Origin of the sequence: Clostridium sp. (assembly GCF_016650095.1) — a bacterium.
In the GTDB taxonomy this organism is placed as follows: Bacteria; Bacillota; Clostridia; order Clostridiales; family Clostridiaceae; genus Clostridium_AD.
This window is the reverse complement of the sequence record NZ_JAENWL010000078.1, coordinates 1-11,835: the sequence shown is the minus strand read 5'-3', so window position 1 is coordinate 11,835 and position 11,835 is coordinate 1. Positions and strand designations below refer to the sequence as shown.

The window sequence follows — 11,835 nt, the reverse complement described above, 5'->3', positions numbered from 1 at the left end:
TTTTTTTGTAGGAAGATATGTATCAAAAAGAACTGTAAGTCAACTTACAGCGTATGATTTCGTATTGGTATGGGTACTTGGAGCCCTTACAGTTGCACCATTATTGGATGGAGAGATTTCCTTTACATATATAATTGTTCCACTCCTAACCTTGTTTTTTTGGAATTATATAATCAGTTTCATATCATTGAAAAATAGAAATATATCTTTATTTTTTAATGGTAAACCCATAATTTTAATAGATGATGGGAAGATAATAAGAAAGAATTTGAAAAAGCATTTCATAAATGTTGATTTGCTTATGAGTGAATTAAGGCTTAAGAATATATTTGATATATCAGAAGTTAAATATGTAATTCTAGAACCTAATGGTCATTTTAGTACTATAAAAAAAGAATCTCATAGACCAGTTACTCCAACTGATTTAAATCTATTTGCTAAAACTGTAGACTTACCTTTGGTCATTATTAACGATGGCAAATTATTCGAAGAAAATTTAATTAACTCTGGAGTAGATAAAGAATGGCTTATGAACCATCTCCATATGTATAATGTAAATGATATTACAAATATTTATCTTGCTACCATAGATGATTCTAAAAAATTATATATTGCTAAAAAAGATTAATAATATCTTGATAAAAAATTAATAACTTCCGCTTAAGTTTAAGAACGATATTGAAAATGGATATTTCTTGAATAATTTGGTATAATGGACTTACTTATTTAATGCATTCTTAAAATAATTTTCAAGGGAAGTCAATGGCTTCCCTTGAAAATTATTATGTTTTAAATTTTAGTTATCCTAAGAGAAAGCGATACAGACACACTAAAAAATATTTAAATAATTATATTGAAATATATATATAATAGTGATACTATATACCTATAGGGGGTATATTCTAATAGTGATTTATAATATACCAACATAAATTTCAAAACCAAGATTCATAATAAAAATTATACTATTTAAATTGAAAGAGGGGAAAAATCATGAATGATATATTAACAATATTATCAATACTTTTAATAGTTTATATGCTGTATCCTAAAATAATGATTAAATTTAATAAGAATGTACAAAATGTTTCTGGGGAGGAAGCTGCTAAGCTTATAAAAGAAAACAAAGGCCTTGTCATTTTAGATGTACGAAGTAAAGGTGAATACCAATCAGGACATATAAATGGTTCTAAGCTAATGCCCGTTTCTGAAATTGCCTCAAGGATTGGAGAGATAGAAAAATTCCGTGGCAAACCAATTCTAGTGCACTGTGCATCCGGTGGTAGAAGTCCTAAAGCAGTTAATGTATTATTAAAAAATAAGTTTGGTCCAATATATCATATGAATCATGGACTATCAAGTTTTAATGGAAATCTCAAAAGATAATTAATATAAAAGAATATTAAAAAGTAAAGGAGCACAGCTGTGCTCCTTTCTCTTATTGGTGATGGTGTTCACCATGATGATTACATGTTACATCTTTATCTTTAAGTGTTCCATTAATATATTCGAGAATAACCGCTTTATATTCTCCTGATGCTCCTTTTATCACTTCAAGACCATTCTGCTGTAAGCCACTAATTGCACCTCCACCAATTCCTCCTGTAATAACTACTGATGCTCCCTTTGCTTTGAGTAAGTCTGCTAATCCCTGATGCTGATGTGCAAGTTCCACTGATGATATTTCTTCAATGCTTACAATCTTTTTGTCTTCTATAGTTGCAATTGCAAAACTTTCACTCATTCCAAAATGTTGATTTACCATATTTCCTTTATTAGGTATTGCTATTTTCATATCTTTTACCTCCATTTTCTATTTTTCTATATTCTTAATAATCTTATTGATAATGTTTTCAGCTACTTCTGTTAATTCAGTATTAAGCTTGTATTCGCCTTTATTAGAAATATTAACAATTTCTCTACACATTGGAATTTCACCAAGTAAATCCAGCTCATTCTTATTTAGGAATTCATCTATGTTATCTGATTCAAATATTCTTATTTTCTCGCTACATTCAGGACAAATAATATAACTCATATTTTCTATTAATCCTAATATATCTATATTAAGCTTCCGAGCCATATTAATTGCTTTTCCAACAATCATAGATACTAAGTCCTGTGGCGTAGAAATCATTACTATGCCTGTAATTGGTATTGATTGCATTACTGTCAATGCGACATCACCTGTACCAGGAGGCATATCTATTATTAAATAATCAAGCTCTCCCCATATAACGTCAGTCCAAAACTGCTTAACGACCCCAGAAACTGCTGGTCCTCTCCAAATAACTGGATCATCTTCATTTTCCACAAGAAAATTCATTGAAATAACATCAATGCCCTCAGTGGTTCTAACTGGTATAATACCAGCTTCACTCATTTTAGGTTTCACATCTTTAATACCTAACAACCTTGGTATACTTGGCCCTGTAATATCAGAATCCAAAATGCCAACCTTATAACCTTTTTTATTAAGTTCATGTGCAATAAGAACAGATATCGTAGATTTACCTACACCACCTTTACCACTCATAACTCCGATAATATTTTTAACTTTATTTAACGGATTATTTTCTATTCCACAAGTCTCTTTATCATCACACTTACCACTTGATGGACAACTTTCACAATCAGCCATAAACTTTCACCTCGTATTTTTATTTATAATATACCCTTTATATTATAATGCAATTATTTGTTATTGGCAAATCCCAATAAAAAATAATATAACCTATGGAATTTAAAAATTCCATGTTATAATATCATTATATTTGTATATAAAGATATAAAATATAAAGGAGAGTGTTTTGATGCATAAATTTAACATTAAAAATCTACAAAAACTAGATAGTCCAAAACGAAGACAAACTATGCCCCCTGAAGAAACCTTGAGAAAATTTAATATCTCTGATAGAGGTACCTTTCTTGATATAGGCTGCGGTATAGGGTATTTTACCATTCCTGCAGCTAATATTCTAAACCAAGGAAAAGTAATTGGACTCGATATAATGTCTGAAATTATTGATATTGCAAAAGAAAAGGCAACTAATATATCTAATATAGAATTTATAACAAGTGAAGAATATACCTTTCCAGTTGAGGCTGCTTCAATTGATTATGTTTTTATATGCACTGTTCTTCATGAAATTGAAGATAAACCTAGATATTTCAAGGAGATAAAAAGAGTGCTTAAACCAAATGCCTTTCTTTGTATTATTGACTGGGAGAAAAAAGAAACTGAAGTGGGACCTTCTGTCAGTGAACGAATATCTAAAGAAGAAATGATACAGTTTTGTGCTCTAGCTAACTTTGCACATGTTGAAGATATAAATATAAATGCTGATCATTATGGATTAAAATTAAGATTAGGATAAATAATTATATATTAAATATTTATTTTTAACCATTTATTTTAACGATTGGATAAAAAAAGATACAGGTCAGTTATCCCTGTATCAACCAATTTGATTATTTTAATTTTTCCCTTGCTACTTCAACTTCAAAACCTTCTACAAAATTGCTTACCTCCTTTAATTTTGTGTCCTCTGGAACAGAATCAGGAATCCCTAATTTTTTGTATACTTCCTTTAATTCAATTTTAATTCCAATCGAAACATCTTTTATTGTCATATACCCTTTAATATCATCCGCATTTATTTGGGATTCTCCTGTTATTTGCTTTGGAATTACTTCAAATATCCCCACTGTTTTACTTATTATTACTCCTGTAAAAAATAATCCTACAACAAGTATAATTACAGTTAACGTTTTTAGCGTCTTCTTACCAGTTTTATATTCGAGAGCACCCACCTTAGGGCAAGAAAGTACACATGCTTGGCAACTAATACATTCTGCTCCTGTTACCATGTCCGCTTTTGCTACATCAATGTTCATTGGGCAGCTTTTACTACATAAATTACAATTAATGCATATATCTTTATCTCTAACAATCTTACTAGGACTAATTTTTGAAACAATGCCATATACTGCTCCCATTGGGCAAAGGTATTTACAGAAAAATCTATCATAAAGCATAGAACCCACCAAAATAATAACTAATGTTATAGTTCCAATTAAATATTCAGTAATTAAGCTCTCATACCCAGCTGTTATATGACCATAAGCAGCCCAAGGATCATATGGATCCATCCATAGTCCAGCTGTTTTCCATGCAAAATATATAGTAACTACTAAAACAACATACTTTAAGTATCTTAAAGGCTTATCTATTACAACCGGCATAATAAATCTTTTATGAAATATCTTCTTTCCAATTATCCCAAAGAATTCTTGAAGTGCTCCAAATGGACATATTAAACCACAAAAGCTCCTTCTAAATATTAATGCTAGGACTAAAGTAATACCTAAAAGTACCATTGTACCAGAAAATATTTTTTGTAAAAAAGTTCCTCCAAATACCAAACTATAAAATGTCTCCAGTGCTCCATATGGGCACAACGCATGTATTGAAGGTGATACCCCTCCGCCTAGAGCCTGATGTAAATAAGCTTCTCTTGTAACCATAATAAGGAAAAATCCTAATAATACCCACCTTAAATACTTTATATACTTATTATTCTTCATAATGCTCCCCCTACTTATTTATTTTGTTTTTACTTCTTCTAGAATAATAAAAAAATCCTCTGAATTAATTTCACCTTTTACGTATCTATCTACAAGCGTTATTAATGCTGGATCTGTTCCTTCCACACTTTCAATTACAGCTTTTTTCTCTCTATACTCATCAGCGCTTATCTCTTCCCTAACATATCTTTCTTTTAATATTTCCATACTTATTGCAAAAGTACTATTTTGACCTCTTTTAAATAGCAGAACAGCTATTAGCGAAATTATTATTAATATAATTAGAATAGATAATATATAAGAACCATAAAAACCGTATCCCATATAACTCCCATGCCTCATAGAATTTCTCCTTTCCTATTTGTTTCTATAATAATATCATTTATAAAAGGTTAAAATGTGGACTAATTGTGACAAAATAAAAAAAAGAAATCCACCTAAGCTATAAGTGTATTTCTTCTTCAAATTTTGAAAAAATTATTTTAATTTGTGTTCCCACATTTATTTCACTTGTGATCTCTAGCTTACAATTCAAAATCTTTATTAGATGTTTCGCGATAGAAATACCTAGCCCTGTGCCATTACCTGCGTATTTTCTAGACTTATCTGCTTTATAAAATCTTTCCCCGATAAACGGAATATCTTCTTTGGAGATACCTATACCATAATCAGTTATTGTTATTGAAACACTACCTCCAAAATTCATTGCTAACTGTATTTTGCTGTTTTCATTAGAAAATTTAATTGCATTGTCAATGAAAATTATCAATAGTTGTTTAAGTTTATCGTAATCGCTCCAAACTGGAAGTAAATTACCCTCTTCAATTAATTCAAGCTCTATATTTTTCCCTTTGGTTATTGGTTTTAATACCCGTGTAATATCCTGAATTAAAGCTTTAATATCAATCTTTTGAAAGTCTATAACCACTTTTCCAGCTTCCAATTTACTTAAATCCAGCAAGTCGGCTACCATTGTCTCAAGTCTTTTAGTCTCTTGAAGTAACCTAAAATAATTCTCGTGAACCTCGTCCTCGGGTATTACTTTATCATAAAGCCCTTCAAGGTTTCCTCTTATTATAGTTAGTGGTGTCCTAAATTCATGAGATACATTTGCCACAAAATCCTTTCTCATCTGCTCTAGCTTCTCTTGTTGACCGATATTGTATTCGAGCCTTGATGATAATATATCGAAGGAGGTTGATAACTCTCCTATTTCATCTTTTTGGTATATATTTGTCTTAACTTTAAAATTTCCACTTGTCATTTGCCTAGCTGCTGAATTAATTGTTTTAATAGGCTTTGTTATATTTTTCGAAAAATAAAATCCAAGTAATCCCGCAATTATAACTTCTCCAAGAAGTGCTATAAGCAAATATACAAAAAATTTATTCATAGAATTTGATAAGTCATAAGTGGAAGAATGAACAAGAATTACCCCAATTACGATTTTATCACTGCTTGTGATTGGAAACGCTGCGCTCATCATATTTTCGTCATAGTAAGGGTTGTATTCTTGCAGCGTTTTTGAACTACCCTGTATTGCATTTCTAATAATTTCTGAATATGCCTTTTGGAGTTCTGGACTTCTCTCTACGACAGTATCTTTATTTTCATAAATTGTTCTGATTTCACCCTTTAAGTTTATTATCCATATCTTTGAGTTATCAAATGAACTAACTACATTAAAAATATCTTTATATTCCTTTGATCCCACATCATTTTCAATGAAAGGCCCTAAAGCATTTCCCAATTCTTTTGCATGTAGTGTAACATTTTTTTCTTTAATTTTAAATATGTTATTCTTAAAGATATTTATCGCAATTACACCTATACACAGGGTAGATATTATTACAATTAGCACAAAACCTGCTGTTAACTTAGTACTTATACTTCTCTTAATCATAATTAACCTGAAATTTATATCCAAGAGCCCATACAGTTTTAATATCAAAGTTATATTGTCCCTCTAGTTTTAACTTTGCCCTAAGCCTTTTTATATGTGTATCAACAGTCCTTGGATCTCCAAAATACTCAGTTCCCCATATCTTATCTAGCAGGTCATCCCTTGAAAGAATCTTATTAGGTGAACTTGCAAGCATCCATAACACCTCTATCTCTTTTTTTGTTAAGTTAACAACGTTTTTATTTATTTTAACAGAATAATTTCCTATGTCAATTTCAAGGGAATTATATTTAATTGCAGTTAGCTTCTGTGCTTCACTTGTAACTATTCTTCTGAGTACAGCTTTAACTCTTGCAACAACTTCTCCTGGACTAAAAGGCTTTACTATATAATCATCAGCTCCAGTATCTAACGCCATTATCTTATCAGCATCATCGCTTCTTGCAGTGATCATTATAATAGGTACATTTGAAGTTTTTCTTATTTCGCTGCAAACCTCTAACCCATTTTTATATGGCATCATAATATCCAAAAGAATAAGCTGAGGGTTATATTCTATATTTTTAACTAAGGCCTCATTTCCATCATGAGCTGTTATTACCTCAAACCCTCCTTTATTAAGGTAAGGTTTTAGAAATTTTATAATCTCTTCATTATCATCCGCAACTAGTATCTTCGTCTCCATACAATTACCTCCAGTAAACATTTCTTAAATTATACCATTTATTGACTAGTAAATTGTGTACTATTTGTGGCATAAGAATAAATTTTATTTAATATAAATGACACAAAAATAACACTTATCGAAACCATAATTTCGTTATGATATAGTCATACCAAATAAAAAACGGTTCGAGGAGGAATAAAAATGAAAAACAATAAAATTGCAATTGCATTAACTTTAACATTAGCACTAGGAGCTAGCGGTGCAGTATTCGCTGCAGAAACTTCTACCACTGCACCAACCACTGTAGTACACCAATTTCTTGGAATGGCTAGAGCCACAGGTATTAGAGGATATGACTACGTAACCTCAGTGCTTAAAAATAAGCTAGGATTAACAGATACCCAGATAACAGATGAACTTAATTCTGGAAAAACAGTATATGAGATTGCTAAAGAAAAAGGGATGAGCGAAGAAACATTTCAGGCTGCACTACTTGCAGAAAAAAACGAAGCAATAGATGTCTCTGTTACAAAAGGCACTATAACAAAGGAAGAAGGCACTGCTTTAAAGGAAAATATAAAAACTAACCAATCCTCTTGCACTGGTGATTTCGGTGAAGGAAATATGCATTCAAATGGGACTGGTAATGTTCATGGAAATGGTGGCGGAAATGGCGGTGGAATGATGGGCGGTGGGAGAGTATTTTCTAATTAGTATCACTAATAATACGATATAAACATGCTGACTTAACTGATAGCATGTTTATTAATATTTTAATGTATAATTTAATACTTAATCTTTTTAATAACTATATCTGATATTGTATTTACTGGGCATATTGTACACCACATTCGAGGCATATACATAAAGCCCAGAACCATTCCTATGACCGTTGTTGTAAACATCATAGAATAAACTCTAAAGGATAAGTGTACTGCCCAATCTGGTATAGAGCTTATATTTAAAAGCTGAGGCATGTTCCATGGAAGCCTAAATACAATCATAAATCTCACCTTTTCCATAGCCTCCATTCTGCCCCTAAAAACCATCAAAGTTGACATAAATAAAATAAATAAATTGAAACTAAAATAAATTAGCAAAAAACCTTTTGCCTTATCTTTTGTAAGCCATTTAGGAGTGGCCTTACTTTTAAAAGACCTCCCTTTAAACAATACTGTAAACATATTTGCTCTTGGACAATAATTCTGACACCATGTCTTCTTACCATCCTTTGCTAGTAACACGAATGGAATAATCATGCATGCAAAGCCAATCCAAGCAAAAATAATATTAAAAAATCCAAAAGCAAAAAATAATATGGTGAATATATACAAGTTTCGTGTCCATCTTTTATTCATGTTAAATACCCTTTCGCTTAAACAAATTCAGAAAATCGCTGAATTTTTTCTTCTAGCTCTAAAAAATTAATATATCTAGCTTGCCTTACTATCTCTTTTCCCTCCAATAATATAATAATGGTCGGAATAGTAAATATGCCAAAAACACTAGCTACAAATGGTAGGTCCTGAACTTCTATATGACCACTCACAACTTTAGAATATTTTCTAAGTAGCTCTTCAATTTTGGGCAAAATATCATTACACACATTACACCCATCCGATGAAAAATATAACATTACAAATTTATTATCTTTAATAAAATCTTTTATATCATATATAGAATTTAAATTATTCATAACTTTACTCCTTTTATTGTTTCATCATATAAATATCTTTTCAATAAATTACTTTACAACTTCATAAGGCCAATCCTTTATTCCACCTAAATTATATACATTTTTGTATCCCTGCTCTATTAATATGTTAGCTGCAGAAAAACTTCTGTTACCACTTCTACAATATACCAATATTGTTACTTCCTTATCCTTAAGGCTTTTTCCCACCTCTTCCTCAAGATTATCTACTGGCATTAATATAGATCCTTTTATGTGACCAGTTTCATACTCTTCCTTCGTTCTTACATCTAAAAGTATAATCTCTTTGTCACTATCAAGTCTCTCCTTAGCTTCTTCTGGAGTTATATTGCTAAAGCTAGCTTTTTCGGGTGCATTTGTAACCCCTTTATTAGTATCAATACTATTATTGCTGCATCCTGAAAATACTACTATTAAAAAAATCACGGCTATTAAATAAATCCTATTTGTGAACTTAAATTTTTTACTCATAGATAAACCCCCTTGTTAATTATTCTAAAAGTATACCACGTAGGGGTATACTTTGAAAGTATTATTTTAATTAAGTTTATTAAAAGACTCATTTATAATAATTAAAGAAATAATTTCCATAAAACAGGGTATAAAATAACAGCGACAATTCCTGAAATAGCCATAGTTAAACCACTCATTGCTCCTTCAGTTTCTCCTATTTCCATAGCTCTTGCTGTACCTAGTGCATGAGAAGAAGCTCCCATAGCAATTCCTAGGGCAACTTTATCTTTAATTTTAAAAACATCATATAAAAACGGCCCACCAATTGAGCCTATAATCCCTGTCATTATTATAGCTACAACAGTAATTGATGGAAGTCCACCTAACTGATTTGACAGCACAATTCCTATAGGTGTTGTTATAGACTTGGGTATTAAAGATTCAATAAGTACATTAGAAAATCCAAATAACTTTGACGTAAATACTACACATATAACCCCCGAAATAGCCCCACTTAAAATTCCTATAAGTATTGGAATAGCATTTTCTTTAAATAGTGTAAATTTCTTATACATGGGCAAAGCTAATGCCACTGTAGCAGGATATAAAAAGAACGAAATTATTTGACCTCCGTTATTGTAATCCTCATATTTGATATGTAACTTTGTAAGGAAAAATATTAATATAATAATAGCTATTAAAAGTGGATTGAAAATTGAAAGTCTTCCTTTTTTCTTTATGTAAATTCCAATTTCGTAAGCAATAAGGGATGTTAATACACCAAAAACTGGGGAAATAATTAAATCATTCATATAGACGCCCTTTCCTTAAAAATTTAACTACATACGCTGTCACAATCCAAACTAGACCTGTTGAAAAAACAACTATAATAATAAATGGTACCCATTTTCCTTCTAACACACTAAAAGCTGTCATTAGACCCACTCCAGCAGGTATAAAGAAAAAAGACATATTTGATAAAAGAAACTCGCATACCTCTTCAATCATTTCTACCTTAATTATTCCTATTTGTAATCCTAAAAAAAGTAAAACAAGTCCAATAACCGCACCTGGAATTGGAAGATTTAATGTTAGTTGTAAAACGGTACCAATAATATATGGAATCAAAATAATCATTAATTGTCTTAAGTACTTCATTATTTCACCTACTCACTATAAAATATTACCATTCTTTATTCTAGCGGTCAAAACCACTCCATAGAAGATTAGGGCGTAGTAAACGATAATCATATTTTAATAGATATCAGAATGTCTCATTTACTTACTTTTTCTAATCAGATCTCTATTAGCGATATGATGATAAAAATACACACAAAAGTACCGGTCCAAAAAAATAAAAAAGCTGCAATCATGCAGCATGCAGCTTTAAAGCTTCAAGAAGCCTATCATCTGAACTAAATGTCTATGTCTATGTAAATATAATCATCCATTATTTATACAATTTATTTTTATAGTAACCATCTGAAAGATACAACGCACCTAAAGGATTATGTGCAAGTACTCTATCCTTAACCGCAAAAACTGTCACTGGCGCACTAGCATATTTTATAAATAGTGAATCGTGTCCTACACATAACCCTAGAATAATATTTAAGTCTGTTTTGGCATTATTTAAAAAAGTAGCCTGTCCAATAGGGTTACATATTGATTCATAAGTTCCTGGTCTTACCTTTTCATTTTCTTTAATCTTCAAAAATTCTTTAGGTATACTTCCATTCTTACATACTACCGAGTCAACCTCAAACCCATTATGTTTTAGTATTGAACATAATATTTTTGCTTCTTTGCTAAACCCAACACAAAAGGCCACTCCTAACTTTTTAAAGTTACATTTATTCGCAAAATCCATAGTCTCTTCAAGTCTTGTTTTTATACAATATCCTTCTGCTTCGACTAACGCAGAATTATATGCTAATTTATAATTTTCCTCTTCAAAATATAGTTCCTTTATTTTTTCCAGTTCTTCTTTTTCATTACATGGACAATTAAGTGGTAATTTCTCAAGTTCTCCTGTTTTACAATAATGTTCATTGCACATAGCACAAGTATACATATGCTCACCTCTACCTTTCTTATTTAGAAATTAATCGTAATTTTTCATTATTATTTCTGTGTCTTTAAATAATTCTGATATCTCAAGCATCATCATCAATATTATGTCCTTTACACCATTTGCTGCAAAAATCCGTTTTTTTCCCACAAGTAATCTTTTCAGACCCACAACTAGGACAAATATGCTTATCCTGTTCATAATTTATCTCATATATATTGCCACAATTAAAGCATTTAAATTTGCAGAATGTTGTTCTATAATTTCCCCCACTTATTCTTATAGCATTTCCTTCTGTCAAAGCAATAGCTACTTTTTTTCTTGCACTGTCTATAATATTTTGAAAAGTTTGTCTTGATACTTGCATTTTCTCTCCACACTCTTCTTGATTTAGTTCCTCAATATCCTTAAGCCTCATTGCCTCAAGTTCTTCGACTTTT

18 protein-coding genes are annotated in these 11,835 nt (G+C 30.7%); 5 read left to right on the top strand and 13 right to left on the bottom strand.

Annotation, left to right across the window (positions count from 1 at the left end; genetic code table 11):
- Both JJE11_RS06800 and JJE11_RS06795 read left to right on the top strand, forming a co-directional pair.
- On the top strand, positions 1-628 hold a 628-nt coding region (locus JJE11_RS06800; protein WP_291633896.1), incomplete at its 5' end, for a DUF421 domain-containing protein.
- A 365-nt stretch (positions 629-993) separates the two neighbouring features.
- Positions 994-1,386 carry a rhodanese-like domain-containing protein gene (locus tag JJE11_RS06795; RefSeq protein ID WP_291633894.1) on the top strand — a complete coding sequence of 131 codons (393 nt, stop codon included), beginning with the start codon at positions 994-996 and terminating at the stop codon, positions 1,384-1,386.
- 52 nt (positions 1,387-1,438) lie between these two features.
- On the opposite strand, the gene JJE11_RS06790 is transcribed toward JJE11_RS06795, so the two are convergent.
- The gene (locus JJE11_RS06790; RefSeq protein ID WP_291633892.1) at positions 1,439-1,795 is read right to left on the bottom strand and encodes a NifB/NifX family molybdenum-iron cluster-binding protein; all 357 of its coding nucleotides are present in this window, start codon (positions 1,793-1,795) and stop codon (positions 1,439-1,441) included.
- An 18-nt stretch (positions 1,796-1,813) separates the two neighbouring features.
- On the bottom strand, positions 1,814-2,641 hold the full coding sequence (locus JJE11_RS06785; RefSeq protein WP_291633891.1) for an Mrp/NBP35 family ATP-binding protein: 828 nt from the start codon (positions 2,639-2,641) through the stop codon (positions 1,814-1,816).
- A 172-nt stretch (positions 2,642-2,813) separates the two neighbouring features.
- On the opposite strand from JJE11_RS06785, the gene JJE11_RS06780 reads away from it, so the two are divergent.
- Entirely contained in the window at positions 2,814-3,377 is a 564-nt protein-coding gene (locus tag JJE11_RS06780) for a class I SAM-dependent methyltransferase (protein ID WP_291633889.1), read from the top strand.
- Positions 3,378-3,471: 94 nt separating this feature from the next.
- Here the strand turns inward: JJE11_RS06780 and JJE11_RS06775 are convergent, their stop codons facing one another.
- The 4 genes from JJE11_RS06775 to JJE11_RS06760 form a co-directional block, all read right to left on the bottom strand.
- Positions 3,472-4,587, bottom strand: coding sequence for a 4Fe-4S binding protein (locus JJE11_RS06775; protein ID WP_291633887.1), 1,116 nt, complete (start codon positions 4,585-4,587; stop codon positions 3,472-3,474).
- Positions 4,588-4,605: 18 nt separating this feature from the next.
- Positions 4,606-4,929: an SHOCT domain-containing protein gene (locus JJE11_RS06770; RefSeq protein WP_291633885.1), complete on the bottom strand. Its 324-nt coding sequence runs from the start codon at positions 4,927-4,929 to the stop codon at positions 4,606-4,608.
- Positions 4,930-5,029: 100 nt separating this feature from the next.
- Positions 5,030-6,490 (bottom strand): ATP-binding protein, encoded by a 1,461-nt coding sequence (locus JJE11_RS06765; protein WP_291633883.1) that lies wholly within the window; start codon positions 6,488-6,490, stop codon positions 5,030-5,032.
- Positions 6,483-7,175 carry a response regulator transcription factor gene (locus tag JJE11_RS06760; RefSeq protein WP_291633881.1) on the bottom strand — a complete coding sequence of 231 codons (693 nt, stop codon included), beginning with the start codon at positions 7,173-7,175 and terminating at the stop codon, positions 6,483-6,485. Before JJE11_RS06760 ends, JJE11_RS06765 begins: the two co-directional genes overlap by 8 nt.
- 183 nt (positions 7,176-7,358) lie before the next feature.
- Here JJE11_RS06760 and JJE11_RS06755 point away from each other — a divergent pair, with 183 nt between their 5' ends.
- Positions 7,359-7,871 carry a hypothetical protein gene (locus JJE11_RS06755; RefSeq protein ID WP_291633879.1) on the top strand — a complete coding sequence of 171 codons (513 nt, stop codon included), beginning with the start codon at positions 7,359-7,361 and terminating at the stop codon, positions 7,869-7,871.
- Between the two features lie 71 nt (positions 7,872-7,942).
- On the opposite strand, the gene JJE11_RS06750 is transcribed toward JJE11_RS06755, so the two are convergent.
- From JJE11_RS06750 to JJE11_RS06730, 5 genes are all read right to left on the bottom strand, one after another.
- Entirely contained in the window at positions 7,943-8,515 is a 573-nt protein-coding gene (locus tag JJE11_RS06750; protein WP_291633877.1) for a 4Fe-4S binding protein, read from the bottom strand.
- A gap of 17 nt (positions 8,516-8,532) precedes the next feature.
- Positions 8,533-8,853: a thioredoxin family protein gene (locus tag JJE11_RS06745; RefSeq protein ID WP_291633875.1), complete on the bottom strand. Its 321-nt coding sequence runs from the start codon at positions 8,851-8,853 to the stop codon at positions 8,533-8,535.
- 48 nt (positions 8,854-8,901) lie between these two features.
- Positions 8,902-9,342, bottom strand: coding sequence for a rhodanese-like domain-containing protein (locus JJE11_RS06740; protein WP_291633873.1), 441 nt, complete (start codon positions 9,340-9,342; stop codon positions 8,902-8,904).
- A gap of 101 nt (positions 9,343-9,443) precedes the next feature.
- Entirely contained in the window at positions 9,444-10,136 is a 693-nt protein-coding gene (locus JJE11_RS06735) for an LrgB family protein (protein ID WP_291633871.1), read from the bottom strand.
- Positions 10,129-10,482 (bottom strand): CidA/LrgA family protein, encoded by a 354-nt coding sequence (locus JJE11_RS06730; protein WP_291633869.1) that lies wholly within the window; start codon positions 10,480-10,482, stop codon positions 10,129-10,131. Before JJE11_RS06730 ends, JJE11_RS06735 begins: the two co-directional genes overlap by 8 nt.
- A 111-nt stretch (positions 10,483-10,593) precedes the next feature.
- Between JJE11_RS06730 and JJE11_RS06725 the strand changes: the two genes are divergently transcribed.
- Positions 10,594-10,743, top strand: coding sequence for a hypothetical protein (locus JJE11_RS06725; RefSeq protein ID WP_291633867.1), 150 nt, complete (start codon positions 10,594-10,596; stop codon positions 10,741-10,743).
- A gap of 31 nt (positions 10,744-10,774) precedes the next feature.
- Here JJE11_RS06725 and JJE11_RS06720 read toward each other — a convergent pair whose 3' ends face one another.
- Positions 10,775-11,398, bottom strand: coding sequence for a DUF1847 domain-containing protein (locus JJE11_RS06720; RefSeq protein WP_291633865.1), 624 nt, complete (start codon positions 11,396-11,398; stop codon positions 10,775-10,777).
- Between the two features lie 82 nt (positions 11,399-11,480).
- Positions 11,481-11,835: DUF134 domain-containing protein (locus JJE11_RS06715; RefSeq protein ID WP_291633863.1), on the bottom strand; the 355-nt coding region annotated here is incomplete at its 5' end.

Coding starts and splice junctions, on each gene's coding strand:
- JJE11_RS06770 (WP_291633885.1), bottom strand. CDS start 4,929: ATGAGGCATGGGAGTTATATGGGATACGGTTTTTATGGTTCTTATATA.
- JJE11_RS06745 (WP_291633875.1), bottom strand. CDS start 8,853: ATGAATAATTTAAATTCTATATATGATATAAAAGATTTTATTAAAGAT.
- JJE11_RS06760 (WP_291633881.1), bottom strand. CDS start 7,175: ATGGAGACGAAGATACTAGTTGCGGATGATAATGAAGAGATTATAAAA.
- JJE11_RS06780 (WP_291633889.1), top strand. CDS start 2,814: ATGCATAAATTTAACATTAAAAATCTACAAAAACTAGATAGTCCAAAA.
- JJE11_RS06765 (WP_291633883.1), bottom strand. CDS start 6,490: ATGATTAAGAGAAGTATAAGTACTAAGTTAACAGCAGGTTTTGTGCTA.
- JJE11_RS06735 (WP_291633871.1), bottom strand. CDS start 10,136: ATGAATGATTTAATTATTTCCCCAGTTTTTGGTGTATTAACATCCCTT.
- JJE11_RS06790 (WP_291633892.1), bottom strand. CDS start 1,795: ATGAAAATAGCAATACCTAATAAAGGAAATATGGTAAATCAACATTTT.
- JJE11_RS06730 (WP_291633869.1), bottom strand. CDS start 10,482: ATGAAGTACTTAAGACAATTAATGATTATTTTGATTCCATATATTATT.
- JJE11_RS06720 (WP_291633865.1), bottom strand. CDS start 11,398: ATGTATACTTGTGCTATGTGCAATGAACATTATTGTAAAACAGGAGAA.
- JJE11_RS06775 (WP_291633887.1), bottom strand. CDS start 4,587: ATGAAGAATAATAAGTATATAAAGTATTTAAGGTGGGTATTATTAGGA.
- JJE11_RS06725 (WP_291633867.1), top strand. CDS start 10,594: ATGTCTCATTTACTTACTTTTTCTAATCAGATCTCTATTAGCGATATG.
- JJE11_RS06740 (WP_291633873.1), bottom strand. CDS start 9,342: ATGAGTAAAAAATTTAAGTTCACAAATAGGATTTATTTAATAGCCGTG.
- JJE11_RS06755 (WP_291633879.1), top strand. CDS start 7,359: ATGAAAAACAATAAAATTGCAATTGCATTAACTTTAACATTAGCACTA.
- JJE11_RS06750 (WP_291633877.1), bottom strand. CDS start 8,515: ATGAATAAAAGATGGACACGAAACTTGTATATATTCACCATATTATTT.
- JJE11_RS06785 (WP_291633891.1), bottom strand. CDS start 2,641: ATGGCTGATTGTGAAAGTTGTCCATCAAGTGGTAAGTGTGATGATAAA.
- JJE11_RS06795 (WP_291633894.1), top strand. CDS start 994: ATGAATGATATATTAACAATATTATCAATACTTTTAATAGTTTATATG.